Genomic DNA, 26160 nt, shown 5'->3' with positions numbered 1-26160 from the left:
TGTTTTCGTATTTATTTTTTTAATTTTTCAAGCTCAGCGGTAACTTTCTCGATCATTTGTACGAACGATGTTAGTTCTTGCGCGCTTGCAGCTTGCGTACGAGCGTAGTGAGTCGTCTCCTCAGAGCCTTTTCGTACTAATTCTAGCTTTTGTGTGATGAGTTTGAGCTTGTCTTGAATCTGGTCAAGGGCTTGTCTCGAATTGGAAGCAAGTTTGCGCACTTCGTTCGCAACAACCTCGAATCCTCGGCCAAACTCACCGGAATGGGCAGCTTCAATGGCTGCATTCAATCCGAGAAGGTGAGTTTGTTCGGATATTTCTTTCATGACGGAGCCCATTTTGGAAATATCTTTAATCTCATTGTTTAATTCATCGATCCGGGAATTGGAGAGTTCTTGTGATTCTGCCGTTTGAATCGCGGTGTCCGCAACGGTTTGAGAGCTGCCCCCGAGTTCGACCATCATAGAGGCAAGTTCTTGAACTGCGCTTGAGATCGTAGTCAGCATGTGACGTTGTTCGTCAGCGAGTATTTGTATCTTTTGTTTCTCGTCATGCTCATAGGCCTCAAGGACAAGTTGTGAGTCTAGATTGAACATTTTGCTTAGCGAATAAATGACCTCAGCCCAATCATCTGGCAGGATGTGTTTGAAATGGGCTGTAGCCAAATCTGTATATTTGAGATAAGTTCCTAGATACCAGGAAGTTGTTAGACCGATTCGGGAATGAACATTGCCGATAAATAGACGCTTGGAAATAAATTCTTCATCAATAACGCCAGAGGTCATGGACATGAAGTACCAGCGCTGCGTTTCTTTCAGCCGTTCCAGTGTGCTGTGTTTCTCAATGAGTGCCCTGAGTTCAGGCCAAGTAATGATGTCTGCATATAATTCTTCAACGAGTTGATTTACGATAAGTTTGAAGGAGGCTTCTTTACTTTTCAACAGTTGTAAATCCTCGTTCGTTAAGCCAATATAGGTAATGAGTTTCTGGCGTTCTGGCTGTACGTTAATCATGGATAAGAGTCCCCTTTAGATATATATACTTAGAAAATTGCAGGAAAAAAGCCGCTTCACAACGAGGTGTAAAGCGGCTTATCTGTAACGACTATTTCTTACTTCATCACTTGGATGACGGTAGCGATGACTGCAATGACGAACAATGCGCCAAAGAATACGCCGAAACCTATGCCTACATCCATGAAATCATTACGCGGTTCTTCGTACACGTGATGCTCAGGGTGTTGATTGCTCATGTGGTTACCCCCTAACGTCCGACATTCGTATTTGTAAGCCTAGTATACCCAAATTCGTCGAAAGTTGTAAAGCTAATCCTAGTGACAATTATGCAAACAATCACAATATAGAGCGAAATGGGTAAAATACTTCTTGACTCTGACATTAGTGTTATGGTTTACAATAAAGACATCCCTCCAAGTATGTGGGAATCAGAAAGAAGTGAAGTCCATGCGGATTAGTGAGTTATCCAAGCTTACCGGAGCAAGTATTCGGTCCTTGCGCTACTACGAAGCCAAAGGGCTGATCGCCACACAACGCGAAGAGAACGGCTATCGGGTTTACAATCAGATGGTAGTTGAACGCGTGAAGACCATCCAGTTCTACTTGAGCCTCGGTTTTACGACCGAGCAGATCGAAAGCTTTCTGAACTGTGTGATGAAGAATCAAGAATCACAGTGTGATGATTTGCTGCCGCTGTACACCGAGAAGCTGCAAGAGATTGAGAAGCAGATGGAGATGCTGCAACTTCTCCAGGCGAATCTCAAGGATCGTATTTCCTATATTGAGGAACAGCGACGCCAAGGGCTGCCTGTTGGATTACCCTCGATATAGACCAAAGGATACCCTGTTTGCTAACTTATGGCTTGGTTGAAAAGGCATATGAGTGTGGTATACTTTGTATGTTGACGTGATGCGAAGCAAGTTAAGTGACAACTTAATCTTACTTTTCACCTTATAAATCAAATTCATTCTTAGAAGGAGGAACTATCATGGCAATCGTGAATGTTTCTGACAACAGTTTCAAAACAGAAGTTGAAGGAGAAGGTACAGTACTTGTAGACTTCTGGGCACCTTGGTGCGGACCTTGCAAAATGATCGCTCCTGTATTGGAAGAGCTAGATAAAGAAGTTGAGTCTTTGAAAATCGCAAAAGTAAACGTGGATGACAACCCAGAATCCGCTGCTCGCTTTGGCGTTATGAGTATCCCTACGTTGATCGTGTTCAAAGATGGTCAACCGGTTGATAAAGTGGTTGGTTTCCAATCCAAAGACGCGTTGAAAAACGTTGTTACCCGTCATCAATAAGAAATACGCGTTAACAAACTAGAAACAATTGTTCGTGAGAAAAAGCTCTTTTTCTGCTATGCTGAGAAAGAGCTTTTTCTCATGTGCTGATTTTTTCTGAAAGGAGATTGGAGTTATGACTGATTTGGAGCAAGAGGACGCAGACGTCCGCGAACAGAGCCTAGAAATGATTAGGCACAAGCTATCCCTACTCCCCGACAAGCCGGGTTGTTATATTATGAAGAACCACCAAGGCACCATAATTTATGTGGGCAAAGCCAAAGTATTGAAGAATCGTGTGCGCTCCTACTTCACGGGGAGTCACAGCGCTAAGACACAGAAGCTAGTCAGCGAAATTCGCGACTTTGAATATATCATTACCTCCTCGAACATGGAGGCGCTCATCCTCGAGTGTAATTTGATTAAGCAGCATCATCCGCGCTATAACGTACTTCTGAAGGATGATAAGACGTTTCCTTATATCAAAATTACACATGAAGCGCAGCCGCGCCTAGAAGTCACGCGGCGGGTGTACAAGGATAAGGGGAAGTATTTCGGCCCTTATCCGAATGCTTTCGCGGCGCAGCAGACGAAGAAGCTGCTGGACCGGTTGTATCCGCTGCGCAAGTGCAAGACCATGCCCGACAAAGTATGCCTATACTATCATATGGGGCAATGTCTTGCGCCTTGCGCACTAGAGGTAACCGCGGAGACGAACGAGCGGATGGTGCAAGAGATCAGTCGTTTCCTCAGCGGAGGACACGAGGTTATTAAAGAAGAGCTGACCACCAAGATGTTGGCGGCAGCGGAAGAACTGAACTTCGAGCGCGCGAAGGAGCTGCGCGATCACATCATGAGCATCGATGCGCTTATGGAGAAGCAGAAGATTACGACGGCCGACGCGCTGGATCGCGATGTATTCGGCTATGCCGTCGACAAGGGCTGGATGGCCGTGCACATCCAGTACATGCGCCAAGGCAAGCTCATCGAGCGGCACGTGTCGCTCTTCCCTTACTACGGCGATGAGTACAACGATTTCATGACGTATGTCACGCAGGTGTACAGCGATAATCCGGCATTGCCGAAGGAGATTTTCTTGCCTACAATGCCAGAGCCGGAAGTTCCGCAGCAAGAAGCGCTGGCAGACGGTGTGAGACGTACCGAGGGTGAAGAGAAAGAGATTCGCGAAGCCTTGGAAAGTTGGCTCAAGGTGAAGGTGCACATGCCGCAGCGCGGGCTGAAGAAGCAAATGGTCGATATGGCTAGAGACAACGCGGTGAATGCCCTGGATGAGAAGTTCAAGCTGGTCGAACGCGACGAGCGTCGGACAACGAAGGCGGTCGAGAACCTAGGCGAGTGGCTTGGCATTGGCACGATTCGCCGTATTGAGGCATTCGATAACTCGAATATCCAAGGGACGAATCCGGTATCGGCGATGGTTGTCTTCGTGGATGGGAAGCCGGATCGCAAGGAATACCGCAAATATAAAGTAAAGACGGTCGTCGGACCGGATGATTATGAAACCATGCGGGAAGTCGTCAGACGACGCTATGAGCGTGTTCTGAAGGATGGGCTAACCATGCCTGATTTGATTGTCGTCGATGGAGGCAAAGGGCAAATTTCCGCGGCTATTGACGTTCTCGAGAATGAACTAGGCTTATATATTCCGATTTGCGGACTCGTGAAGGATGCCAAGCATAAGACAGCTCAGCTGATGATCGGTGATCCTGCCGAAATTGTTCCGCTGCCGCGGGACAGTCAGGAGTTTTATTTGCTCCAGCGGATCCAAGACGAAGTCCATCGCTTCGCCATCACGTTTCACCGAGAAACGCGGGCCAAGTCGATGGTCGTCTCCCAACTCGATGCCATTCCTGGCATCGGGGAGAAGCGCCGCAAAGCGCTGCTGAAGCATTTTGGCTCCGTGCGCAAAATGAAAGAGGCCGAAGTCGCGGACTTCAAGCCTCTAGGTATTGGTGAGAAATTAGCGAGTGAAATTATCAAAGCACTTCAAGGCGAGGCGGCGGCTCCCCAGGAATAGGGGGCTTTCGCCTTTTTCCATGCAGCCAAGCGATCCCAAGTCCAGCCAATGCAGGAAGTAGAAGGTACAGAATACCAGCGAGTACATCGCTGACGTGGCCTAAGGAGAAGAGGGACAATCCCATCAGAATACTATCCATACACGCATGGGCGAATATCGCTGTGATTAGCCCATATTTCAGGAACACATATCCAAGAATGATACCGATTATGGTAACTTCGATCAGTCGTGTGTACACGGGATAAATCGGATATTGCGTATGGCTAGCTGCCCAGATCACGCTCGGGAGCAAGATGGCAATGAAATTGTTGCGGAACAATTTTTTGAAAAGTATGATGCCCAAGAACCGGAAGGTAGCTTCCTCCGAAATCGCCGCCACCCATGCCATAAGCGGGAATAATCGTGGCTCGAGCATGTTGAGTACGGAATCTGCAGGGTCATTGACCGACCAGACATCGAATTTCACTTCGCCTGTATAAAATAGTACTTGCTGAATACCAAGGATGAAGAGTGCGAGCAAGTAGCCTCGCCCCATCCCTTCATACACATCTTGGCCGAACTTGTCTTCTTTCCAAGCCGTCCATTTATTCTGGCCGATGGAGTTCCATAGTCCAATACCTGCCGCCAATGATAGATAGAGCGATATCCCTAGTAAGACCGTGACGGCACTCATAAATATAATGGTGAACCATACAGCCGCATCGCTGTTCGTATCCCCGCCCATCACACGGAACGCTGGATACATATTTACATTGTTCATGATATAAATGACGAAGAAAAGGGTAGTTAATAGCAAGCCTCTGCTGAATTTAATTAGTTTCCTATATATAATGGCAAATACAATCGCAGCAAGCGTCATCAATAGGGTGAATCCCATGGAAATCCAGGTCATACGCGAAGCGGAATCATCTTGTTGGTTGAGCCATGCTAAGTGAGAGTCAGGCAGCCCGAAGCTTACGTTGAAACCGGTAAGATTCGTTTGATCGAAATTTACGCGAACATTCAGTTTCGCTTCACCGATCGGTTGCGTACGTTTCTCGAATTGAAGCGTCATTGAATCTGCGGGAGAATCGTTCTGTGTCTGTTGGACTTGGCTGAAGTCCTCTGGATCAAAGCCCATCTGACGAAGCTCCAGCTTCGCTAATGTGTCTGCTTTGGTTGTACTCATCGGCGTAGAAGGCTTCCTTGGCGTCATGGCGAGGTTCTCATGCCAGCCGATGATGTTAGCATTCGTGTAATTGACATCGACTTCGAACTGGCGTTTAGTTGTGGCATCTTTGACGCTAACTTGATAATAATCAATGGGGAAACGTTCGCCATATTGCTTGGTATAAGTTTCTAATAAGTGCTCTTTTTGAAAGTAGCCACTTCGTTCTTTTTTGGACTGATAGACGACATAGGTTTGTGGATTGTGCAGCTCATAACGCTGACGAATGAAGGCTGCCGCACTATCGGCTGCTTGCTGCTTGGTGATCGAGGGCATGTCCGCTGCCGCAGGTTCCTCATCACGCAGTCCGTACAACATCGAAACGCCCAAATAAAGGAACAATCCAATACAAGCTAAGAGGAGCAGGAAACGATTAAATTTCAGCCTATGCATAGTCCATTCCCTTCTGAATTCACGATTCTTAATCATTTCTTTACGTTATCATAGTTTAAAAAGAAAACCAATTTACTGGTAAACATTCTGAAACAATTATATAATACCTTTGAATTGCTACTTGATGGAATTTCTACAATTGTACGGGGAACTCTATCCGTAAGGCCAAATCGTAGTTAGGGTATTTTCTTACACATGCAGGAGGCACGATGAATAAAAAACTGAATATTTGGCAGCTAACACCTCCTCAGATACTGGTTTTGGGATTTGCTGTTATCATTTTAATTGGAGCGGGGCTATTGATGCTGCCTTTTGCTTCGACGACAGGACAGTCGATGTCCTTTGTTGATGCGTTGTTTACATCCGTATCGGCTACTTGTGTGACAGGGCTGGTTGTCGTAGATACGGGCAGCGCGTTTACAACCTTTGGGCAAATTGTAATCGTTGCTTTAATTCAAATAGGCGGGCTTGGTTTCATGACCATGGCTACGTTAGTTGCTTTCGTTTTCCGAAAAAAGATTACATTGAAAGAGCGACTTGTCCTGCAGGAGGCCTTGAATCAAGGCAGTATGGAAGGCATTGTTCGATTAATTCGCAAAGTCATCATTTATTCCTTAACGATTGAAGCTGTTGCAGCTGTCCTATTTACCATTCGGTTCTCGTTTGAATTCGGCTTTAGCAGAGGACTTTATTACGGCATTTGGCATGCGATATCCATGTTTAATAACGCTGGGTTTGATCTGTTCGGTACGGTGGATGCTCCTTTCGTATCGCTTACCGGATATGTTGGTGATTTTGTGGTCAATTTTGTATCTATTATGCTGATTATACTTGGCGGGATAGGCTTCATAGTCATTTCCGACTTGATTGAGTTTCGTAAGAAGAAGAAGCTTTCACTGAATTCCAAAGTTGTTCTCAGCATGAGTGGATTACTTCTAGTGGTAGGTGTACTTGGTATTTTTATATTCGAATTTACGAATATCAGAACCTTAGGTTCCTTGGATTTTGGCTCAAAATTGTTATCATCCTTCTTCCAATCTGCCGCAACAAGGTCAGCAGGACCCAATACGGTCGATATTAGTGCGTTACGTCAAGCATCCCAATTTCTGATGATTATTCTTATGTTTATTGGTGCTTCTCCAGGCTCAACGGGCGGAGGTATCAAGGTAACTACCTTTACGATTCTGATCAGTGCCATTATTACCATGATTCGTGGAAAAGAAGATATTGTTGTTTTTCGGTACCGGTTAGCCAAAGATCGCATTCTCAAAGCCATTACGTTAACCATGATGTCCTTATTCTTAGTGATTATCGTCACGATGATTTTATCAACTACCCAAGATTCTTCTTTTATCAAAATATTATTTGAAGTCACATCCGCATTCGGAACTGTGGGTCTGACCATGGGATTGACGCCGGAATTAACGACATTTGGGAAAGTGCTCATCAGTTTAACGATGTTTGCTGGCCGTTTAGGAACGGTCACATTGGCCTATGCTTTACAGCCTAAGCAAGAAAAAGAATTATTTAGATACCCTGAGGGGAAAATTACGATTGGATAGGTGTAGAACAAGATGAAGAAGAAGCAATACGTTGTGGTAGGTTTAGGTAGATTCGGGTCAAGTCTTTCTAGAGAACTTATGAAACTTGGACATGAAGTTTTGGGGATTGATTTGGACGAGGAAGTCGTGAATGACATGAGTGATGAATTAACGCATTCAGTTGTCGCGGACGCAACGGATGAAGATGTATTGAAATCATTGGGCATTCGTAATTTTGATTGTGCCGTCATCGCCATTGGGGATGATATTCAATCCAGCATTTTGACAGCAATCGTGATGAAAGATTTGGGTGTTACCCAAGTTGTAGCCAAAGCATTATCCGAGCTTCATGGAAAAGTTCTGACGAAATTAGGGGTAGATCGCGTTGTTTATCCGGAACGGGACATGGGCATCCGCGTAGCGCATCAATTGGTCACCCCTAATTTATTAGATTATATTGAAATTTCCAAAGACTACACGATCGTAGAACTTTCAGTGCCGAAGCGATTGTGTGGGTTTACCATTCAACAGTTAGATCCGCGAGCGAAGTTTGGCTGCAGTGTTGTGGCCATCAACAAGCAGTCAGGAGTTATCATTGCGCCGCAAGCAGGTGATGTTGTGAATGAAAATGACATTATGGTTATCATTGGAACGAACAACCAAATTAACGATTTTGAAAGTCAAGTTATCGGCTGATCCGCACACATACCATGTCCTGCAGCAAGGGAATTTCTTATGAAGGTGGACAACGCATGTATAAGGTACTCATGATCGAAGATGATGCGATGATTGGTGACATGGTCACGATGTATTTGAAGGAAGAGGGTTTCCAGGTCATCCGAGAGGAGAATGGGACTAGTGGGATTGCAGCAATACCGCAATTTCAACCTGATCTGATTCTGCTCGATTGGGTGCTGCCTGACATGGACGGGCTAGCGATTTGTCGTCAAGTTCGTGAGACCTCCAGTGTACCGATTATGATTGTTTCGATGAAAAACAAAATCGTTGAGCGGGTTAACGCCCTAGGGGCGGGCGCAGATGATTTCATGTGCAAGCCATTCAGCATGCATGAATTGATTGCAAGAGCCCATGCACTTATACGTCGCGCGCAGAGATTTCCATCTATGAATCAGCTGCCTACGACGCAGCCGAGACAACAGGACGAGGAAAAGGAAGAAGTAAAACCCGCTAAATCAACTGCATTTGCGGCTGTGATGGATAAGCAGGACAAGATAACGCTCAACACGAACACACGTTCCATGATTGTGTATGGTGAGATCGTTGAGACAACGTACTCGGAATTCGAAATTATGAAATGCTTTGTTAATAACCCAGGCCGCGTATACAGTCGAGAAGATTTATTGCAAACCGTGCGCGGATTTGATTCTTTCGTCACGGACAGGGCAATTGATGTACATATCGCTAATCTTCGCAAAAAGATCGAAGACAACCCCAAAGAACCGAAATGGATTCGGACCGTTTGGGGTGTTGGATATAAATTTGTACACATGTAGCGTTTCGAGCTAACGGTTCTTCGCAAAATAGGCAATCGCTCGGGCAACGAATTTCATGGACTCCGCATTATCTGCCGAATGATCGGAGTAGATGAGGGAGGTTGTGCGTTTCGTTTGTTCCAATTCTTGAAGTTCTCTTAGAAATAATTCATTATTCTGAATTAAATCGTGGCGTAAATAGGATTTGGGCAATAAAGTTGCCGTCTTGCAGGTGGAGACGAGCCGTATGATCGCTTCGAACGAATCAATCTCCATTTGAACATTGGGGAATATCGTGAAGCGATTGAACAGCTCGTCCATTAGTATGCGATACCATGTACCTTTGGAGAAGAGGATCATGGGCAGCTCATTCAAATCCTGCATCGTGATCTCAGTCCGATCGATCAAAGGATGTCCGGCTGGGAGCACCAGGCTGAGATGGTCGTCGAACAAAGGCTCACAGTGAAGGCTTGTCGCATTAATTTGTGAGGCAACGATGCCGATATCTACTTTGTTGTCTTTGACTAAGGATACAATCTCATGTGTCTTGCCGGTAAGGAGCTTAATATCTGTGAGTGGATAGTCTTGCAAATAAACGGTGATGAGATCAGGCAACGTAGATTGGAGTGTTGTCAGAGAGGCTCCTATCGTAAGTGATGACAAGCTGCCCGCGGCTTTGTAACTATGAAGTGCTTGCTTGAACTTCCGCTCCAAATGACGCTTCTCTAAGGCATGGTCATAACAAATTTGCCCCGCTTTCGTTAACTCCAGTCTTTTCCCTTTCCGGATAAAAAGCTCCACGCCAAGCTCTTCTTCCAACTTCATAATTTTGCGCGATAGGGCAGGCTGTGAAATGTTTAACAATTGTGACGCTTTATTCAGGCTGACTTGTTCGACTACGATGGCAAAGACATCTAATAACTCCATAGGTATACCTGCCTTCTATATGTGAAATAGTTATAAGTGGATATAAAAAATCGGCACTTCCATTATAAGCGTGAAAGAGGTACGATGTACATGTCACAAATTATCTATATTTCGTGGACCATTGTGTATAATCATTGACTGAATTGGCAAAATAGGCGTGGATGATTATGGGTTGACGCTCGTTTGCGGCGAGAGTACAATGGTATGTGGCTTGTTTTGTCAAAACTTGTCTGGTTTTAGCAGGGATTGAATTTTGTTGAGGGGGGAATTGGTTACATTATGAGTAATTCGTATTACTTTCGAAAGATCCACTCGTTACTAGGTGTCATTCCGGTGGGCTTCTTCCTTATTGAGCATTTGCTCACTAACTATGAAGCTACCAAAGGACCTGAAGCCTTCCTGGATCAAATTAACTGGTTGAACGATTTGCCGCTAAGACTGTTATTGGAAATCGTGGGAATCTGGCTTCCACTTCTTTACCATGCCGTTTATGGACTTTATGTAGCGTACCAGTCACGTAATAACGTATCCAGTTACGGATATTTCCGTAACACGATGTTTATGTTGCAACGTGTGACAGGGGTACTTACTTTCTTGTTCATTGCATGGCATTTATTCGAGACTCGTGTTCAAGTTGCCTTAGGCAATGTAGCGCATGAAGCTCTCGGCAATACGATGCATGATATTGCGACGAATCCTGTTATTTTTATTCTGTATTTAGTAGGGATTGTTTCCGCAACGTTCCATTTCTGCAATGGCTTGTGGTCATTCTTAGTGAGCTGGGGTATTACAATTGGGCCGCGTGCGCAACGCTTTTCGACTATTATTACAATGGGCTTGTTCGTTCTAATGACGGTAATGTTTATTATGTCATTAACTGCGTTTACAGGTACCGAGTTTTCAGTTCCAGTAGAAGCGCATACGGGGAAATAAGGGAGGGTGAACAGAAGTGGCTAATTCAAAAATCATCGTCGTCGGCGGAGGCCTTGCGGGACTCATGGCGACAATTAAAGCAGCAGAGGCTGGGGTACATGTACAATTGTTCTCCTTAGTTCCTGTGAAACGTTCCCACTCCGTATGTGCGCAAGGCGGCATTAACGGTGCGGTGAATACGAAGGGTGAAGGTGACTCCACGTGGGAGCACTTTGACGATACAGTATACGGGGGAGATTTCTTAGCGAATCAACCTCCTGTTAAAGCATTATGCGACGCAGCGCCAGGCATTATTCACTTGATGGACCGTATGGGCGTTATGTTCAACCGTACACCAGAAGGTTTGCTTGATTTCCGTCGTTTCGGTGGTACCAAATATCACCGTACAGCATTCGCTGGGGCAACGACAGGTCAACAACTCCTGTATGCGTTGGATGAGCAAGTTCGTCGCTGGGAAACAGCAGGTCTTGTAACGAAATTCGAACACTGGGAATTCCTGGGTTCCGTTATTGACGATGAAGGCGTATGCCGTGGTATCGCAGCACAAGATTTGCGCAGCATGGAAATTCAAACATTCCCATCGGATGCGGTTATCTTGGCAACAGGCGGTCCTGGTATCATTTTCGGGAAAACAACGAATTCCGTTATTAACACAGGTACAGCAGCAAGTGCGGTTTACCAACAAGGTGTTAAATATGCGAATGGTGAAATGATTCAAATTCACCCAACGGCGATTCCGGGAGACGACAAGCTGCGCTTGATGTCCGAATCTGCACGTGGTGAGGGCGGACGTATTTGGACGTACAAAGACGGTAAGCCTTGGTACTTCCTTGAAGAAAAATATCCAGCTTACGGTAACCTTGTGCCTCGTGATATTGCAACGCGCGAGATTTTCTCCGTGTGTATTGATCAGAAGCTAGGGATTAACGGCGAGAACATGGTTTACTTGGATCTTTCTCATAAAGACCCTAAAGAGCTTGATATTAAGCTTGGCGGTATTATGGAGATTTACGAGAAATTCATGGGCGACGATCCGCGTAAAATTCCAATGAAGATTTTCCCTGCGGTTCATTATTCCATGGGCGGCATGTGGGTTGACTATAACATGATGACGAACGTCCCTGGCCTATTCGCGGCAGGTGAGTGCGAGTACCAGCATCACGGTGCAAACCGTTTGGGTGCGAACTCCCTCGTTTCCGCTATCTATGACGGCATGGTTTCTGGTCCTAAAGCGGTTGAGTATATCCGCGGCTTATCCAAGCATGCAGATGATACGTCCTCGATCATTTATGATCGCGAGAAGAAGCGCCATCAAGATCGTTATGAGAGCTTGCTCAAAATGAACAACGGTACGGAGAATGCGTACGTGCTTCACAAAGAGCTTGGCGACATGATGAATGCGAATATGACGGTTGTTCGTTACAACGATCGTTTGAATGAAACGATCGGCAAAATCAAAGATTTGAAAGAGCGTTACAACAACATTAACATCACCGATACGGCTCGTTGGAACAACCAAGGGGTTGCGTTCACACGTCAGCTGTGGAACATGTTTGAGCTTGCTGAAGCGATGACAGTTGGTGCCTTGATGCGTGATGAGAGTCGTGGCGCACATTACAAGCCAGAATTCCCTGAGCGTGATGATGACAACTTCATGAAAACGACGATCGCGGATTGGACGCCAGATGGTCCTAAGATTTCGTATGATGAAATCGATGTATCGTTGATTAAACCTCGTAAACGTGACTACTCTACGGAGAAGAAAAAGGAGGGATCCTGATCATGGCAGAGACACTAAGCGCAACGAAAACCGTGAAGTTTATCGTGACTCGTCAAGAGAGTCCGGATTCCAAACCATATACAGAGGAGTTTGAAATTCCTTACCGTGCGAACATGAACGTGATCAGCGGTTTGATGGAAGTTCAACGTAATCCTAAGAATGCGAATGGCGAGAAAACAACACCAGTATGTTGGGAATCCAACTGTCTGGAAGAAGTATGCGGCGCTTGTTCGATGGTCATCAACGGGAAGCCGCGCCAAGCTTGTTCCGCGCTTGTAGATAAGCTGGAGCAGCCGATTCGTGTAGCACCAATGAGCACATTCCCTGTTATGCGTGACCTTGTTATCGATCGTGGACGTATGTTTAACGCGTTGAAAAAGGTTAAAGCATGGGTTCCGATCGACGGAACCTATGATCTTGGTCCTGGACCACGTATGGCTGAGTCGAAGCGTCAATGGGCTTATGAGTTGTCCAAATGTATGACATGCGGCGTTTGTTTGGAAGCTTGTCCGAACGTTAACGACAAGAACTCCTTCATCGGGCCTTCCGCGTTATCCCAAGTTCGTCTATTCAATGCTCACCCAACAGGTGAGATGAACAAAGACGAGCGTTTGGATACGCTGATGACAGACGGCGGTATCGAAGGCTGCGGTAACTCGCAGAACTGCGTACGTTCCTGTCCGAAGGGGATTCCACTTACAACATCAATCGCAGCGTTGAACATGGACACGACGAAGCACTTGTTCAAGAAATGGTTAGGCGTATAAGTTTAGTTTCGCTGACAGATAGAAAGGCCTAGCACCTCTGGTGCTGGGCCTTTTTTTGGTTTTGGGAAAGTAAATAGGGAAATACTACTTGCAGGTGAGAAATATGACAAATTCGGTGCGTAACCTAGCAAATCCAGAGGAGGAAGTCTTTGGTGAAAATATTTTCTAATAATTAAAAAATGGTGAAATTAATTTACAGAATGAAATTTATATGTTAATGTTGATCTTGCCAAACATTATAAACACGAGGAGGGGAATTCATTGAGATTAGAAAAATTCCATGGCATCATACCAGCATTTTATGCATGCTATGACGATCAAGGTGATATCTCAGAAGCCCGAACCAACGCATTATGTGATTATTTGCATGAGAAAAAAGTGAATGGGGTCTACGTCGGAGGAAGTTCCGGTGAATGTATTTACCAAAACCTTGACGAACGCAAAGCGGTGCTTAGTTATGTGGCTAACCGTTTGAAAGGCAAAATGACGTTGATTGCCCATGTAGAGGCACCTTCTACAAGAGACAGTATTGCATTGGCGAAACATGCAGCAGAGTTGGGGTATGATGCCCTATCTGCAATCCCGCCTATCTATTTCAAGCTGCCAGATAGTTCTGTTTATAAATATTGGAATGAAATTATCGAAGCAACTCCACTGGAATTTATTATATATAACATTCCTCAAACAACAGGTTATACATTAACTACGGCGCTATTCGAGAAGCTTCTTGCTAACCCGAAAGTAATCGGTGTGAAAAACTCCTCCATGCCAACGATGGATATCGAACGATTCAAAAGAGTCGGCGGAGACAATGTTGTTGTATTCAATGGCCCTGACGAACAGTATGTCGCTGGAAGAATTATGGGAGCTGAAGGTGGAATCGGCGGTACGTACGCGGCGATGCCAGAATTATTCTTACAAGCAAATGAATTCTTCCTTCAAGGCAAGTTTGAAGAAGCGAAACGCATCCAAAGCTCTATTAATGACATCATTATCGCGCTATGCTCACAGAATGGATCCATGTATGCCGTTATTAAAGAAGTTCTGAATCGCAGAGGCGTGAACATTGGCAGTGTTAGAGGGCCGCTAGAAGGTATCAGCACTGAAGATTTAGGACGCATAGATAGCATTGTGACGATGATTGATGAAGCGGTTCAAGAATTCTGCAAATGATGAAAAAAACCATTGTATGTTTTGGAGACTCCAACACATGGGGCTACAATGCAGAAACGGGTGCAAGATTCGATGAGGAGTTGAGATGGACGAGCCATCTCGCTTCACATCTAGGGAGTTCGTACACGGTTATAGCAGAGGGGCTCAGCGGTAGGACAAGTGTTTGTGAAGATCCGTTGTTCGAAGGGTTGTCGGGTTTACCGTATCTCTATCCATGTCTGATGTCGCATTCTCTCTTGGATTGGGTAGTGATCATGCTAGGGACTAACGACACGAAAGAACGCTTCGGTCTTACTTCTTATAATATTGCGCAAGGGATTGTCAGACTGGCGAAAAAAGCTAAAGGGATTGAGTCAGGAATTGGCGGTCAGACACCAGAAGTTCTAGTGATTGCTCCACCTCCCATAAGGGAGAAGTACATCGATACGCCAATAGGCGAAGCGATGGGAAGCCATTGCAGCGAGAAATCGTTGGAGCTGGCGGGACACTTGGAGACATTGCTTAGAGGGACGGGCATTCATTATGCAGATTCCAAGAATGAAGTTGCCATGAATGAGATTGACTATCTGCATCTAGATGCAGATGGTCACCGAGAGATGGCGAAATTCATATGGAGTCAGGTCACAACTAGAATAGACAAGGGGTAGATTAATGATGAAAATTAAACGCTTTCCAATAGCTGTTTTGGCTCTGACGATGTTGACTTCAATTGTTGCGGGATGTACAAGCGGTAATAAAGAAGCCACTAGTACTAGCAATGCCGGAGAAGCTGCTGGGAAAAAGGTAGAGCTTAAAGTTTGGCTGACACCACAGTGGAAAGGTGTTCTAGATTCTACAGAGGCAGGCGCTGACTACGACAGCTTCTTGAAAGCTGCGGCTGAGAAGTTCTCTGCGCAATACAAAAAGTATGATGCCAAAATCAAAGTAGAAGTGATTGCAGGCGATCAACGCGACCAATTACTGAATGTCAACTTAAGCAGTGGAACGGCGCCAGATGTATTTTTTGAAAGCGTTTTTGCTATGGGGGATTATGTTCATCGCGGTGCTTTAGTGCCGTTAACTGATATTGTGGATGATGCATCCAAAACCGACATTGCCAAAAACTTTTGGGATGCGGTGACTTTCGGTAAAGATGTTTATTTCTATCCGTTCCAACATAACCCAGGAACTTTAGTCTATAACGCGGATATGCTCAAAGCAGCCGGTCTAGAGAAATTCATTGGCGGACCTAATGATATTAAGACATGGACATTAGCCGAGTATGAGCAAATTCTAAAAGGTCTGAAAGACAACCTGCCGAAAGATAAGTATTCCAATGCTTATCCGATGTCACTTTATGCTGTAAATAATCAAGGGGACACGTGGAACCTTGCCTATATGAGAATGTTCGGTAATAAATTCTTTGACGATAAAGGGAATATCGTGCTTGATGATGCGAACGGTGCTAAAGCTGCTAATTGGTTGAAGAAAATCAGGGACGCAGGTTATACGAATCCAGGTCCTGAATCGGTATCGTCCAATGATGCCAACGGCATGTTCCGCAATCAGCAATTAGCGATCTCCTTTACGAATCCGATCTTGTTCAACAACACCAAAGCGGATATGGCTAGCGGCAAGAGCGTGAAGTTCGATGTACGCCTAGCTAATATTCCGTCCGAAAGCGGAGATCCATTGTCCTTTACGTACGTAGTTGGCGCGAGCGTATTCCAAAATAAAGACAAAGCGAAAGTCGAAGTAGCTAAAGATTTTGTGAAATTCTTCTCCACAGATTCTGAATTGGTGAAGTCTTCGAAGAATGGTATCCCAGTAAGAACTTCGGTTTCCAAAGAACTCAAAGACGTGAACCCGCTCTTTGCTGCTTACGACGCAAACTCTAAGTATTTATTTAACTTCAGTGGTAACGTTCCAGGTTATAGCCAATTAAGAGAAGTGCTTTACCCTGAGCTTCAAGCCCTATACACAAATGCCAAAACGCCTGAACAGGCAGTGAAGGATTATCAATCCAAAGGCAACAAGGTTATTCAAACGAATAAAGAGAGCTCAGTTATCTATCAAACGAAGTAAATGACTCATCAATAACCGATTAATAGCCTTGGGATCCGAGTGATCCTAAGGCTGCTAATTAGAAAGGAAAACCGATATGAGAATACGCAGTCAATCCCTCAAAGATAGTATCACCGGTTACCTGTTTATTTCACCACAGATGCTGATTTTCTTAGTTTTCTTGGTATATCCGATTATTGAAGGTATAAGACTTAGCTTGTATCGGATCAATTATCAATCTGAAAAGTTCGTTGGACTGGATAATTATGTGGCGCTGTTTAACGATCCTGTATTTTTCAAAGCGCTCATAAACACCGTTGTGTTCGTCGTGTTTATCGTTATTCTTACGGTCGGTTTCGCGCTGTTCGTAGCTTCCGCTGTATTTGACAAGAATGCCAAGTATGTTTCATTCATTCGAGGCAGCTACTATGTACCGGTAATGGTCTCAATGGTTGTCATGAGTATGGTGTGGAGTTTCTTACTGAATCCAGCGAATGGGTTGATTTCTTATTTCTCTCAGGAAATGGGTTTGGGTAATGTTAATTTATTAGGGAAAACAACAACGGTTATGCCGGTTATTATATTCGTAACATTCGCAACAAATGTGGGACAAGCGATCATTCTCTATATCGCCGCGATGCTGGGTGTATCGAAAGATCTATTTGAAGCGGCGGAAGTGGACGGGGCGAGCAGATGGCAGGTCATTTTCAAAATATTGATTCCTTCTGTCCAATCCACAACGGTTTATATTGTGATCATTAACATCATTGCTGTTTTGAAAATATTCGTAGTCATCCAGCTTTTAACCGGTGGTGGACCGAATAATGCTTCCGTAACACTGATGTATTATCTCTACAATAACGCATTTAAATATAATCAACTTGGTATGGCTTCAGCTGTTGGGGTAATCATGTTCGTGATTACATTATTGTTGTCCGTGCCTCAATTAAGAAGCTTAGTCAAGGAGAAGTAAAGGGGGGTATTCAGCATGTCGAAATCAAACAGCAAGAAGAAAATGGAGCGGATTGATATCATATCAAATGTGATCATTTTCATCTTCGCGATATTTAACTTGTTTCCTTTATATTGGCTCTTTACAAGTTCACTTAAAAATAGCTCGGATGTTGTGAAAATGCCGCCTGACTGGTGGCCGACCACGATTACTTTCTCTAACTATGTAGACGTATTTCAAAGTCAACCAGCACTGAGATGGGTATTCAATAGTGTGTTCGTTTCTGGTGTCACCACAGTGCTTGTAATCGGTGTTGGGGCTATGGCTGCTTATGCCTTTTCGAAAATTAGGTTCAAAGGCAGTAATATCATCTTCATTATTTTTGTAGCGAGCTTGATGATTCCGAAAGAAATCATGATCGTTCCGCTATTCCGGATCACGCAGCAATTCGGGATGGTGAACAGTTATAACGGCATGATCTGGCCGAACGTTGCCACTGCATTTGGTGTATTTTTGTTAAAAGGGTTTTTCGATACAGCACCAAATGCGTTAAGAGAAGCGGCGAGAATTGACGGAGCTGGTGAGTGGAAGACCTTCATGCAAATTATGCTTCCGATTGTTAAACCTGGTATTGGTGCACTATTTATTTTAAACTTTGTACAAGTATGGAACGATTATTTATGGCAGTCCGTCGTTGGACAAGAGAAAAATATGAAAACTCTGATGGTAGGTACGGCAACTTTGATGCAGGACCTTAATCCGAATTTTGCCTATAAGATGGCAGGAGCCACGGTTGCTGCAATTCCAATGCTGTTAATATTCGTCTTGTTCCAACGTTATTTTACTCAAGGCATGACGGCTGGCGCAGTGAAGGAATAAAAATATAGGTGTGGAGTGGGGAACGGATGGATACAAATAAAACAATTCTGGAAATGATTAAAGGGAAATTGGTTGTTTCCTGCCAAGCATTACCTGAAGAACCGTTGCACAGTCCATTTATTATGGGGAGAATGTCCTATGCGGCTTACTTAGGCGGAGCTTCGGGAATTCGAGCAAACAGCGTAGCGGATATTCATGAAATTAAGAAAAGTGTCGATTTGCCGATTATCGGGATCATCAAGCAAGTATACGATGGATCGGATGTTTTCATCACGCCTACCATGAAAGAAGTCGATGCGCTTTGTCAGGAAGGCTTAGATATGATAGCAATGGATGCAACCGACCGCATAAGACCGGATGGCTCCACGATTTCAGATGTATTTCCGCAAATTAAAAAGAAATATAAGAATCAGCTCTTTATGGCGGATTGCTCGACGTATGAAGAGGCGGTCACTGCGGTCGAACTCGGTTTTGACTGTGTGGGTACAACATTATGCGGTTATACAGAAGCAACGAAAGATAAGTCTTTGCCAAATTTCGAATTGGCCGAGAAACTCGTGACGACATTATCCATTCCCATTATTGCTGAAGGTGGCATCTCGACACCTGAAGAATTGAAGCGATTATTTGATCTAGGTATCTACTCGGCTGTCGTAGGATCCATCATTACACGACCGATGGAGATTACCAAACGATTCGTTAAGGCGATCCAATAGCCTATGAAAATTTTAGCGGCAGATATTGGCGGTACCAATACCAAGATGGGTATTTGCGATGAACGAGGGAATGTCGATCAATATAAGGAATATCCCACTGAAAGCCTCAAGGGAGGCCCTCATGTCATAGAGAAATTGCTGCTCCAGCTTGCGGCGTATGCGGATTACGATGCGATTGCCATAAGCACAGCTGGACAAGTTAATTCCGAAGAAGGGTATATTGTTTATGCAAATGAGAATATTCCAGCTTACACGGGAATGAAAATCAGAGATATTGTTGAAAATCAATTCAAGAAGCCTGTTAGAGTTGAAAATGATGTCAACGCGGCAGCCTTGGGCGAGGCCTATTTCGGCGCAGCGCAATCGTTTCAAGATTTCTTATGTCTTACGTTCGGGACAGGTATCGGCGGAGCGATCGTTATCGATCGCCAGATCTACCGAGGAGCTAAGGGCGTAGCTGCGGAATTCGGTCATATCATTACGCACCCTTTACCCGACACGCGCGGTGGAGAGAGAAAGCCTTATTATGAAAGCTACGCCTCCACGACTGCATTAGTTAGGATGGCGAGGCACGTAGATCCAGAATGTGTGGACGGGAAGGTTTTTTTTGGTAAAATAAGAGAAGGAAACGAACCATTACAGCAGGTCTTGCATGCTTGGGCGGCAGAAGTAGCCGTTGGCTTGGCTTCAATTATTCATATTTTTAATCCCTCGGCTATTATTGTAGGGGGCGGTGTGATGGAGCAAGAGGAACTCGTTCGTGCAGTCGAGGCACAAACGCAAGATTTGATCATGGAAAGTTTTGCAGACGTGAAAATTCTTAAGGCTTCTCTGGGAAATAAGGCTGGTTTATTGGGTGCGGCCTCATTATTCTTACGCTGAAAGAGGCGCATTCGCATCATTGTTGCGCATCATGTCTGAATCTTGAGGCTAAGAGGGTGATCGTGTGCGCGCAATCAATATTTTTACAACTATTCATTCTAAATATAACAACCTAACAACGACCGAAAAAAAAGTGGCGGACTATGTTCTGGAGAACATAGACAGTGTTGTCTACATGTCAATTACAGATCTTGCAGATGTTTGCGGGGTTGGCGAATCTAGTATATTCAGGTTTTGCAAGTCCTTGAGCTACAAGGGCTACCAAGATTTCAAAATTGCCCTGGCACATAGTATCACCGTGGAAAATGAAATTCCGCAGCTGACGGAAAAGGTATTGATGAATGATTCCATCGGACAAGTTGCATCCAAGGTTCTGTCAACCAACATAAGTGCTTTAAACGAAACGTTTAACTTAATTGATAGCTCCAAAATCGATGAAGCCATTAATTACTTACTTGGAGCAGAAAAAGTCATATTTTTCGGTGTAGGCTCATCCTTAATGACAGCTATGGAAGCGAAAATTAAATTCATGCGCATCACCAACAAAACGGAATGCACGATCGATTCACATCTTCAGATGATGTCGGCGGCGTTGATGACCAAACGGGATGTGGCCGTGATTATCTCGTATTCGGGCTCAACCAAGGATACGATTGAGGTGGCCAAAAAGGCGAAGGAAAGCGGGGCTACCGTCATTTCGATTACCCGCTTTGTCAAGTCGCCATTAACATCGTATTCTGATCTTACGCTGTTATGTGGAGCTAATGAAGGACCTCTGCAAGGGGGTTCCTTGTCGGCGAAAATTTCGCAGCTCTATTTGTTGGATGTCTTATATGTGGAATATTTCAAAAGATCCTACGAGGAATCGATTAGGAACAAGGAACATACAGCGGAGTCCGTGGTCGTGAAATTGCTATAAAGGATTACACATGTGCAATGGGGGAATAGTCCATGATTTTAGGTACGATGTCATTGTGGGAAAAACAAAGTAAATTTGAGCATAAAGTTATCGTAAGAGCCTTAGAGGAACTTAATCTACTGCTCAAAGGTGACGCGCCTGAAGGTCGAAAAGAGATCAAAGGTGATCAAATGTACGTATCGTTTATGGCATTCGATGCTAAGCCGATGGACGAGCAGCTTGCAGAGAAGCACGAGTCGTATATTGATATTCACTACTTAATCGATGGTGAAGAGACGATTGGTTGGTTTGCGGATCGGGAAGAAATCCGTGCGGTTAAAGCCTATGAGAGTGAACATGATTATGCGTTATATGATCCATCGGCAGACGAGATTTTACTTCATCTCAAACCAGGCATGTTCGCTGTCTTTTTCCCTAACGATATTCATAGACCTGGCATGGGGCAATCATCGAAAATCAAAAAAGCGGTAGTTAAAGTTCATGTGGGGCTGTTACAGCCTTAGTTCGACTAGCCAAAGGCCTCATTCGCAGTTATGCGAAGGGGCTTTTTGAACATAGTGACATTTTCGTTTGGCCGAATTTGCTCCAAGAATAAAAGGGCTTGGAGAAAAGCGGACTGAGCAGGTTATTTATCTAACATCTGAATGCGGAAAAGAATTAAATGCATCGCGCATCCCCTCATCAGGACTAGTATATGTCACATAACATAACGCAAAAGGTGGTTTTCAACAAGTTTAATTTAATTATGTTATATATATTGACATATGAAGCTAATCTAAGTATGATAATAACAAAAGTAAGACAACGAAGAAACAACCGCATAGCAAACTTGTTTTCTAGGGTTCCGCGATAGAATGAAGGCTATCGGTCAGGTCCAAGAGAAGACACACGATGCTTATTGCATCGTGCACACGGAGGGATAAAAGCCCGGGAGGATATCAGGATATGATATCATTCCGGGCTTTTTCCTTATCATTTTTAGACAGAGAGGGAGTTCGGAGAATGAGACAAAAGACAATATTTCTGATGTTGGCGGTATTATTAACTCTTACAGTTATCAGCGGGTGTGGAAGTAAAGAGGCGAGTACGCAAGCAGGAGGGAGCAAGGAGCCGATCAAGTTGGCGCTTAGTCCATGGCCGGGTTGGTTCGTGTGGTACCTCGTGAAGGAGAAGGGCTTTTTTGAGAAAAATGGCGTGAATGTCGATCTGGTCTGGTTCCCTGTATATAGCGACTCCTTATCTGCGCTAGCTTCAGGGAAAGTGGATGCGAATAGTCAAACGTTAAGCGATACATTAGCTCCGGCAAGCAAAGGCATTAAGCTGAAAGCAGTGCTGGTGAATGATAATTCCAACGGCGGCGACGGTGTTGTCGTGAAGCCAAGCATTAACTCTTTGAAAGAGTTGAAAGGCAAGAAAGTGGCAACGGAGCTTGGAACGGTTGATCATCTTCTAATGCTGACAGCGCTTGAGAAAGCAGGATTAGCAGAGAAAGATGTCACGTATACGAATATGACAGTCAACGATGCTGGGCCGGCATTCATTGCGGGTAATCTAGATGCAGCCGTACTCTGGGAGCCATTCCTAAACAAAGCCATCCAAGAGGGGAAAGGGAAACTGCTCTTCTCATCCAAGGATACACCAGGATTGATTCCTGACTTGCTCGTGTTTAAAGAAGAGATTACGAAGAATCGCCCAGACGATGTGAAGAAAATCATTAACGCTTGGTTCGATGCCTTGGATTATTGGAAAGCGAACCCAGAAGAGTCACTGAAAATTATGGCTAAAGCGGCTGAGACGCCGATTGATGAATACAAAGCTGGCGTGGACAGCGTGAAGATTTTCCAACTGGAGGATAACATCAAAGCTTTCACCAAAGGGGATTCCTACGAATCACTTGCGTTTACGTCAGGCAAGACTGCCGAATTCTTGAAAGGCTTAGATATGCTGAGCACAATTCCCAAAGCGGAAACCTTCTTAGATGGTCATTTTGTGGAGGAAGTCATGAAAGAACGTAAGAAGTAAAGGCTGAAGGGGAGTGCTGCAGATGGAAACGCTGGTGAAAAAAAGACGCAAGTCCACTTTGTTTGCCATACGAGGTGAAATTAGCCGTAAATCATATTTGTCAGGTGTCGTGCTTATCATTGCGGTAGTGTTGCTGTTCTGGAGCATGATGAGCTATGGTAATTTGGTCAATCGAACTTTCCTACCCACACCGGATCAGGTGCTCCGGCAGTTTGGGATTCAATTACAGAACCCCGTGTTCTGGCAAAATGTTTGGATAAGTATTTTCCGAGTGGGCGGTGGATTCTTGCTTGCTTGTCTCATCGGAATACCGCTGGGGATTCTGGCGGGTACGTATCGGTTTGCTGAAGCTATCCTAGTACCACCTACTGAATTTATTCGTTATATGCCTGCGACGGCGTTCATTCCCTTAATCATGGTCTGGGCGGGGATCGGCGAGTGGGCGAAAGTCCTTGTCATCTTCCTGGGATGTTTCTTCCAATTGATGCTGATGGTTGCAGATAATACGCGGTCGGTGTCGAATGATTTATTGCAGACCTCATATACACTCGGTGCGAAACGCTGGCAAGTCATTGAGAAGGTGCTGATTCCTGCACTGCTTCCAGATTTAATGAACACGCTGCGGTTAATCATTGGGTGGGCGTGGACTTATCTAGTTGTTGCCGAACTGGTTGCGGCTAGCAGTGGTCTTGGATTTTCGATTATGAAGGCGCAGCGGTTCTTGAACACGGATCAAATTTTTGTAGGCATTATTGCGATTGGTTTGCTGGGCTTATTGACGGATCGCACATTTGCTTATTGTCATAAACGGTTTTTCCCATGGTTGGAAGGAGGGCGTTAAGATGGAAGCATTGAACCTAGATTACAGCAACGTGCCTTCTGAGGGGACAATTGCAGGTGTTGGTGTGCGGAAAATCGAAGCCGCTGAGGTTACGAAGGTGTACAGTTCGAAAAAGTCACAATTCGTAGCCCTGGATCGTGTGTCCTTTCACGTGGATGCGCATGAGTTCGTCAGCTTCGTCGGGCCTTCCGGCTGCGGAAAATCTTCCTTGCTACGCATTATTGCTGGCTTAGAGCCCTTGACGATGGGGGATCTGAGCATCAATGGGCATGAGATTGAAGGTCCTGGCGCGGACAGAGGGATGGTCTTTCAGAGCTATACGTTATTCCCATGGTTATCGGTCAGAGAGAATATCGAGTTCGGATTGACGTTGAAGGGTGTTCCCCTGTTCGAAAAGAGGGCCATATCCGACCACTTCATGGAATTAGTCGGTTTGCATAAGTTCGCGAAGTCCTTGCCGAAGGAGCTTTCAGGCGGGATGAAGCAGCGGGTCGCAATCGCGCGAGCGTTGGCGAATAATCCGGATGTGCTGCTCATGGATGAACCATTCGGCGCATTGGATCCGCAAACCAAGAACGCTATGCAGGAGCTGCTGCTGCGCATTTGGGAGAAGGAGAAAACGACGGTTGTGTTCATCACGCACGATATCGAAGAAGCCATCTTCCTATCGCAGCGAGTGTATGTGATGCAGGCGCATCCTGGCACGATTCGCAGTGAGATTGCGATTCCGCGCGGGCTGCGGCACGTGGAGGATGTGAAGGATTCGGAAGCGTTCGTGAAGCTGAAGAAACAGATCATTTCATTGATTGGGCATCACGACGAGTAAGAGGAGCGAGGGCTATAGGCATGGCAGGGTACTCTGTTGTGGTGCCTTTTGTGCTTGGTATTGTTGGGGAGTATTTAAAAAAGCGCAGCTTGTTTAATCGGTGGTATTGATGAGATAGATGGGATGGCGAAATAACTGGAAATTATCCAGCTATTTGGAGATGATAATCGGTATTTACTGAGATAAATGGAAAAAGTACAGCTAATTAGAAATGTTTCGCTCGAAAACAGTAGAAATGGAAAAATTACCTACATAAAATCCATCTAATCCCAATTTTCCTAAATAAATCGGGAATTTAGGTGGAGTTTTTCCAGTTATTCATTTTACCCTATAGCAGCAACAGTCATTCGACAATGGGACAGAGATTTGACGAGCAATCCCCTTCTAGCTACAATTAGTTTAAGCGTTTCAAGAATGAGGGTATGGGATGAAAAAAAGTAAACAAGCTACCATCGTCGATGTTGCCTCTGAGGCGGGTGTGTCCATTGCGACGGTGTCGAATGTTATTAACCGTAGGAAGGTTCCGATGTCACCGGAGACCATCCGTAAAGTAGAAGAAGCCGTTGTACGATTAGGTTATCGCCGGAACGTTATGGCCACGAATTTAAGTCGGCGGCGCTCGAATGAGTTAGGATTGATTCTCCCGCATTTTGGCGGGTATTATGGCAGATTTGCTGAGAAGCTGGAGCAGAGGTTTCATAGCTACGGGTATCATCTTTCTGTATTCTCGGCAGCGGGCATGGATCCTGAGGTGGAGACGCGGCATATTGAGCATTTACTGCAACGACGCGTAGACGGACTAGTTTCACATGGCTTGGCGATCAGCATGCATTCTACCCAGCAATTAGTGGGCGAGGGGACGCCGCTTGTCATCTTTAATGGCTGGGGTTGGCCGAATGAGATAACGAAGCTTGCTGTGAATTTGGATTTTGCCAAGGCGTCGAGCCAGGCTGTTCAGTATTTTCTGTCGCATGGTTGCCGAGCTGTTTTCTATGCGGGAAGACGTAAGGGAATGGGCGCGAACGAGCAGCGCATCGAGGGATTTCTAGCGGGACTAGGTGACCGTGCGGAGACGGTGGTGCATGCGCTTTTGGATGCTGGAGAGTTGGGTGTGGCTGGGATACTGGACGAGGCACTGCGTGTGAGCGGTGAGTTGCGGCCTATCGGTATTTACACGTTCAACGATGCGCTGGCGCTGGAGTTGATTGCTGAATGTCATGCGCGCGGCATCCGTGTTCCCGAAGAGATACAGTTCATAGGGATGGATAATGAGCATTTTGCGAAGGCGAGCATTCCTTCTATTACAAGCTTCGAGATGCCAGTCGAGCTGCAAACGCGTTTGGTGGCGGCCTTTCTGATGCGGCAGATGGGTGAGGAAATCGACGAGGAAAGCGCGAAGGAGCTGGATGCGTACTTGGCTCAGAGGAATGAGCATGATTTGCTCATTGATATGGAGATGGTTGTGCGTAACTCTACGCAGAATGAAATAAACCGTTAGTCACCTTGGGAAGGTGGTTAACGGTTTGTTT

At 45.1% G+C, this 26160-nt stretch carries 26 protein-coding genes and 1 riboswitch; of the genes, 22 read left to right on the top strand and 4 right to left on the bottom strand.

Annotation, left to right across the window (positions count from 1 at the left end; all coding sequences use genetic code 11):
• Positions 1 to 11 precede the first annotated feature (11 nt).
• Both AC58PV_RS21785 and AC58PV_RS21780 read right to left on the bottom strand, forming a co-directional pair.
• Positions 12 to 1013 carry a protoglobin domain-containing protein gene (locus AC58PV_RS21785; protein WP_497434532.1) on the bottom strand — a complete coding sequence of 334 codons (1002 nt, stop codon included), beginning with the start codon at positions 1011 to 1013 and terminating at the stop codon, positions 12 to 14.
• A 98-nt stretch (positions 1014 to 1111) separates the two neighbouring features.
• On the bottom strand, positions 1112 to 1252 hold the full coding sequence (locus AC58PV_RS21780; protein WP_082595384.1) for a YqzM family protein: 141 nt from the start codon (positions 1250 to 1252) through the stop codon (positions 1112 to 1114).
• Between the two features lie 211 nt (positions 1253 to 1463).
• Between AC58PV_RS21780 and AC58PV_RS21775 the strand changes: the two genes are divergently transcribed.
• From AC58PV_RS21775 to uvrC, 3 genes are all read left to right on the top strand, one after another.
• Complete coding sequence (locus AC58PV_RS21775) at positions 1464 to 1847, top strand: MerR family transcriptional regulator (RefSeq protein ID WP_056613610.1); 384 nt, start codon at positions 1464 to 1466, stop codon at positions 1845 to 1847.
• Positions 1848 to 2005: 158 nt separating this feature from the next.
• Positions 2006 to 2320 carry a thioredoxin gene (gene trxA / locus AC58PV_RS21770; protein ID WP_497434530.1) on the top strand — a complete coding sequence of 105 codons (315 nt, stop codon included), beginning with the start codon at positions 2006 to 2008 and terminating at the stop codon, positions 2318 to 2320.
• Positions 2321 to 2435: 115 nt separating this feature from the next.
• On the top strand, positions 2436 to 4337 hold the full coding sequence (gene uvrC / locus AC58PV_RS21765; RefSeq protein WP_497434529.1) for an excinuclease ABC subunit UvrC: 1902 nt from the start codon (positions 2436 to 2438) through the stop codon (positions 4335 to 4337).
• On the opposite strand, the gene AC58PV_RS21760 is transcribed toward uvrC, so the two are convergent.
• The gene (locus AC58PV_RS21760) at positions 4297 to 5937 is read right to left on the bottom strand and encodes a CPBP family intramembrane glutamic endopeptidase (RefSeq protein WP_497434528.1); all 1641 of its coding nucleotides are present in this window, start codon (positions 5935 to 5937) and stop codon (positions 4297 to 4299) included. The two genes, uvrC and AC58PV_RS21760, sit on opposite strands and share 41 nt — an antisense overlap.
• A gap of 209 nt (positions 5938 to 6146) precedes the next feature.
• On the opposite strand from AC58PV_RS21760, the gene AC58PV_RS21755 reads away from it, so the two are divergent.
• The 3 genes from AC58PV_RS21755 to AC58PV_RS21745 are packed head-to-tail and all read left to right on the top strand — an operon-like array spanning position 6147 to position 8992.
• Entirely contained in the window at positions 6147 to 7499 is a 1353-nt protein-coding gene (locus AC58PV_RS21755; protein ID WP_497434526.1) for a TrkH family potassium uptake protein, read from the top strand.
• A gap of 12 nt (positions 7500 to 7511) precedes the next feature.
• The gene (locus AC58PV_RS21750; protein WP_497434525.1) at positions 7512 to 8174 is read left to right on the top strand and encodes a potassium channel family protein; all 663 of its coding nucleotides are present in this window, start codon (positions 7512 to 7514) and stop codon (positions 8172 to 8174) included.
• 56 nt (positions 8175 to 8230) lie between these two features.
• A complete protein-coding gene (locus tag AC58PV_RS21745; protein ID WP_497434524.1) occupies positions 8231 to 8992 on the top strand; it encodes a response regulator transcription factor in 762 nt (253 codons plus the stop codon).
• A 9-nt stretch (positions 8993 to 9001) separates the two neighbouring features.
• Here the strand turns inward: AC58PV_RS21745 and AC58PV_RS21740 are convergent, their stop codons facing one another.
• The gene (locus AC58PV_RS21740; RefSeq protein WP_497434522.1) at positions 9002 to 9898 is read right to left on the bottom strand and encodes a LysR family transcriptional regulator; all 897 of its coding nucleotides are present in this window, start codon (positions 9896 to 9898) and stop codon (positions 9002 to 9004) included.
• A 276-nt stretch (positions 9899 to 10174) separates the two neighbouring features.
• Here AC58PV_RS21740 and AC58PV_RS21735 point away from each other — a divergent pair, with 276 nt between their 5' ends.
• From AC58PV_RS21735 to AC58PV_RS21660, 16 genes are all read left to right on the top strand, one after another.
• The gene (locus AC58PV_RS21735; RefSeq protein WP_157264774.1) at positions 10175 to 10831 is read left to right on the top strand and encodes a succinate dehydrogenase cytochrome b558 subunit; all 657 of its coding nucleotides are present in this window, start codon (positions 10175 to 10177) and stop codon (positions 10829 to 10831) included.
• A gap of 16 nt (positions 10832 to 10847) precedes the next feature.
• Positions 10848 to 12611 carry a succinate dehydrogenase flavoprotein subunit gene (gene sdhA, locus AC58PV_RS21730; RefSeq protein ID WP_497434520.1) on the top strand — a complete coding sequence of 588 codons (1764 nt, stop codon included), beginning with the start codon at positions 10848 to 10850 and terminating at the stop codon, positions 12609 to 12611.
• 2 nt (positions 12612 to 12613) lie between these two features.
• Positions 12614 to 13378, top strand: a complete 765-nt coding sequence (gene sdhB, locus AC58PV_RS21725) for a succinate dehydrogenase iron-sulfur subunit (protein WP_068664450.1) — start codon at positions 12614 to 12616, stop codon at positions 13376 to 13378.
• A gap of 261 nt (positions 13379 to 13639) precedes the next feature.
• On the top strand, positions 13640 to 14551 hold the full coding sequence (locus AC58PV_RS21720) for a dihydrodipicolinate synthase family protein (protein WP_497434518.1): 912 nt from the start codon (positions 13640 to 13642) through the stop codon (positions 14549 to 14551).
• Positions 14548 to 15198, top strand: a complete 651-nt coding sequence (locus AC58PV_RS21715; protein ID WP_497434517.1) for a GDSL-type esterase/lipase family protein — start codon at positions 14548 to 14550, stop codon at positions 15196 to 15198. Before AC58PV_RS21720 ends, AC58PV_RS21715 begins: the two co-directional genes overlap by 4 nt.
• A 4-nt stretch (positions 15199 to 15202) precedes the next feature.
• Complete coding sequence (locus AC58PV_RS21710; protein ID WP_497434516.1) at positions 15203 to 16615, top strand: ABC transporter substrate-binding protein; 1413 nt, start codon at positions 15203 to 15205, stop codon at positions 16613 to 16615.
• Positions 16616 to 16691: 76 nt separating this feature from the next.
• On the top strand, positions 16692 to 17567 hold the full coding sequence (locus AC58PV_RS21705; protein WP_171631912.1) for a carbohydrate ABC transporter permease: 876 nt from the start codon (positions 16692 to 16694) through the stop codon (positions 17565 to 17567).
• A 15-nt stretch (positions 17568 to 17582) separates the two neighbouring features.
• Positions 17583 to 18425 carry a carbohydrate ABC transporter permease gene (locus AC58PV_RS21700; RefSeq protein ID WP_068664458.1) on the top strand — a complete coding sequence of 281 codons (843 nt, stop codon included), beginning with the start codon at positions 17583 to 17585 and terminating at the stop codon, positions 18423 to 18425.
• A 26-nt stretch (positions 18426 to 18451) separates the two neighbouring features.
• The gene (locus AC58PV_RS21695) at positions 18452 to 19141 is read left to right on the top strand and encodes an N-acetylmannosamine-6-phosphate 2-epimerase (protein WP_497434515.1); all 690 of its coding nucleotides are present in this window, start codon (positions 18452 to 18454) and stop codon (positions 19139 to 19141) included.
• Positions 19142 to 19144: 3 nt separating this feature from the next.
• A complete protein-coding gene (locus AC58PV_RS21690) occupies positions 19145 to 20023 on the top strand; it encodes an ROK family protein (protein ID WP_497434513.1) in 879 nt (292 codons plus the stop codon).
• Between the two features lie 64 nt (positions 20024 to 20087).
• Entirely contained in the window at positions 20088 to 20942 is an 855-nt protein-coding gene (locus AC58PV_RS21685) for a MurR/RpiR family transcriptional regulator (RefSeq protein WP_068664463.1), read from the top strand.
• A 32-nt stretch (positions 20943 to 20974) separates the two neighbouring features.
• Positions 20975 to 21445 carry a NanQ anomerase/TabA/YiaL family protein gene (locus tag AC58PV_RS21680; RefSeq protein WP_497434512.1) on the top strand — a complete coding sequence of 157 codons (471 nt, stop codon included), beginning with the start codon at positions 20975 to 20977 and terminating at the stop codon, positions 21443 to 21445.
• A 322-nt stretch (positions 21446 to 21767) separates the two neighbouring features.
• Positions 21768 to 21878: riboswitch (guanidine-I (ykkC/yxkD leader) on the top strand.
• Positions 21879 to 21944: 66 nt separating this feature from the next.
• Positions 21945 to 22964 carry an ABC transporter substrate-binding protein gene (locus AC58PV_RS21675; RefSeq protein ID WP_497434510.1) on the top strand — a complete coding sequence of 340 codons (1020 nt, stop codon included), beginning with the start codon at positions 21945 to 21947 and terminating at the stop codon, positions 22962 to 22964.
• A 22-nt stretch (positions 22965 to 22986) separates the two neighbouring features.
• Entirely contained in the window at positions 22987 to 23805 is an 819-nt protein-coding gene (locus AC58PV_RS21670; protein WP_497434508.1) for an ABC transporter permease, read from the top strand.
• 1 nt (position 23806) lies between these two features.
• Positions 23807 to 24631 carry an ABC transporter ATP-binding protein gene (locus AC58PV_RS21665; protein WP_497434507.1) on the top strand — a complete coding sequence of 275 codons (825 nt, stop codon included), beginning with the start codon at positions 23807 to 23809 and terminating at the stop codon, positions 24629 to 24631.
• Between the two features lie 427 nt (positions 24632 to 25058).
• Positions 25059 to 26129 (top strand): LacI family DNA-binding transcriptional regulator, encoded by a 1071-nt coding sequence (locus tag AC58PV_RS21660; protein ID WP_497434505.1) that lies wholly within the window; start codon positions 25059 to 25061, stop codon positions 26127 to 26129.
• The last annotated feature ends 31 nt before the right edge of the window (positions 26130 to 26160 follow it).

The sequence above is a fragment of the Paenibacillus sp. J22FR83 genome (assembly GCF_059691955.1).
The sequence above is the reverse complement of the archived record's forward strand: the minus strand, read 5'-3'. Positions and strand labels throughout refer to the sequence as shown.

Coding starts and splice junctions, on each gene's coding strand:
- AC58PV_RS21710 (WP_497434516.1), top strand. CDS start 15,203: ATGATGAAAATTAAACGCTTTCCAATAGCTGTTTTGGCTCTGACGATG.
- AC58PV_RS21715 (WP_497434517.1), top strand. CDS start 14,548: ATGATGAAAAAAACCATTGTATGTTTTGGAGACTCCAACACATGGGGC.
- AC58PV_RS21680 (WP_497434512.1), top strand. CDS start 20,975: ATGATTTTAGGTACGATGTCATTGTGGGAAAAACAAAGTAAATTTGAG.
- AC58PV_RS21760 (WP_497434528.1), bottom strand. CDS start 5,937: ATGCATAGGCTGAAATTTAATCGTTTCCTGCTCCTCTTAGCTTGTATT.
- sdhB (WP_068664450.1), top strand. CDS start 12,614: ATGGCAGAGACACTAAGCGCAACGAAAACCGTGAAGTTTATCGTGACT.
- AC58PV_RS21670 (WP_497434508.1), top strand. CDS start 22,987: ATGGAAACGCTGGTGAAAAAAAGACGCAAGTCCACTTTGTTTGCCATA.
- AC58PV_RS21740 (WP_497434522.1), bottom strand. CDS start 9,898: ATGGAGTTATTAGATGTCTTTGCCATCGTAGTCGAACAAGTCAGCCTG.
- AC58PV_RS21780 (WP_082595384.1), bottom strand. CDS start 1,252: ATGAGCAATCAACACCCTGAGCATCACGTGTACGAAGAACCGCGTAAT.
- AC58PV_RS21775 (WP_056613610.1), top strand. CDS start 1,464: ATGCGGATTAGTGAGTTATCCAAGCTTACCGGAGCAAGTATTCGGTCC.
- AC58PV_RS21690 (WP_497434513.1), top strand. CDS start 19,145: ATGAAAATTTTAGCGGCAGATATTGGCGGTACCAATACCAAGATGGGT.
- AC58PV_RS21705 (WP_171631912.1), top strand. CDS start 16,692: ATGAGAATACGCAGTCAATCCCTCAAAGATAGTATCACCGGTTACCTG.
- AC58PV_RS21675 (WP_497434510.1), top strand. CDS start 21,945: ATGAGACAAAAGACAATATTTCTGATGTTGGCGGTATTATTAACTCTT.
- AC58PV_RS21745 (WP_497434524.1), top strand. CDS start 8,231: ATGTATAAGGTACTCATGATCGAAGATGATGCGATGATTGGTGACATG.
- trxA (WP_497434530.1), top strand. CDS start 2,006: ATGGCAATCGTGAATGTTTCTGACAACAGTTTCAAAACAGAAGTTGAA.
- uvrC (WP_497434529.1), top strand. CDS start 2,436: ATGACTGATTTGGAGCAAGAGGACGCAGACGTCCGCGAACAGAGCCTA.
- AC58PV_RS21750 (WP_497434525.1), top strand. CDS start 7,512: ATGAAGAAGAAGCAATACGTTGTGGTAGGTTTAGGTAGATTCGGGTCA.
- AC58PV_RS21785 (WP_497434532.1), bottom strand. CDS start 1,013: ATGATTAACGTACAGCCAGAACGCCAGAAACTCATTACCTATATTGGC.
- AC58PV_RS21660 (WP_497434505.1), top strand. CDS start 25,059: ATGAAAAAAAGTAAACAAGCTACCATCGTCGATGTTGCCTCTGAGGCG.
- AC58PV_RS21755 (WP_497434526.1), top strand. CDS start 6,147: ATGAATAAAAAACTGAATATTTGGCAGCTAACACCTCCTCAGATACTG.
- AC58PV_RS21665 (WP_497434507.1), top strand. CDS start 23,807: ATGGAAGCATTGAACCTAGATTACAGCAACGTGCCTTCTGAGGGGACA.
- AC58PV_RS21700 (WP_068664458.1), top strand. CDS start 17,583: ATGTCGAAATCAAACAGCAAGAAGAAAATGGAGCGGATTGATATCATA.
- AC58PV_RS21695 (WP_497434515.1), top strand. CDS start 18,452: ATGGATACAAATAAAACAATTCTGGAAATGATTAAAGGGAAATTGGTT.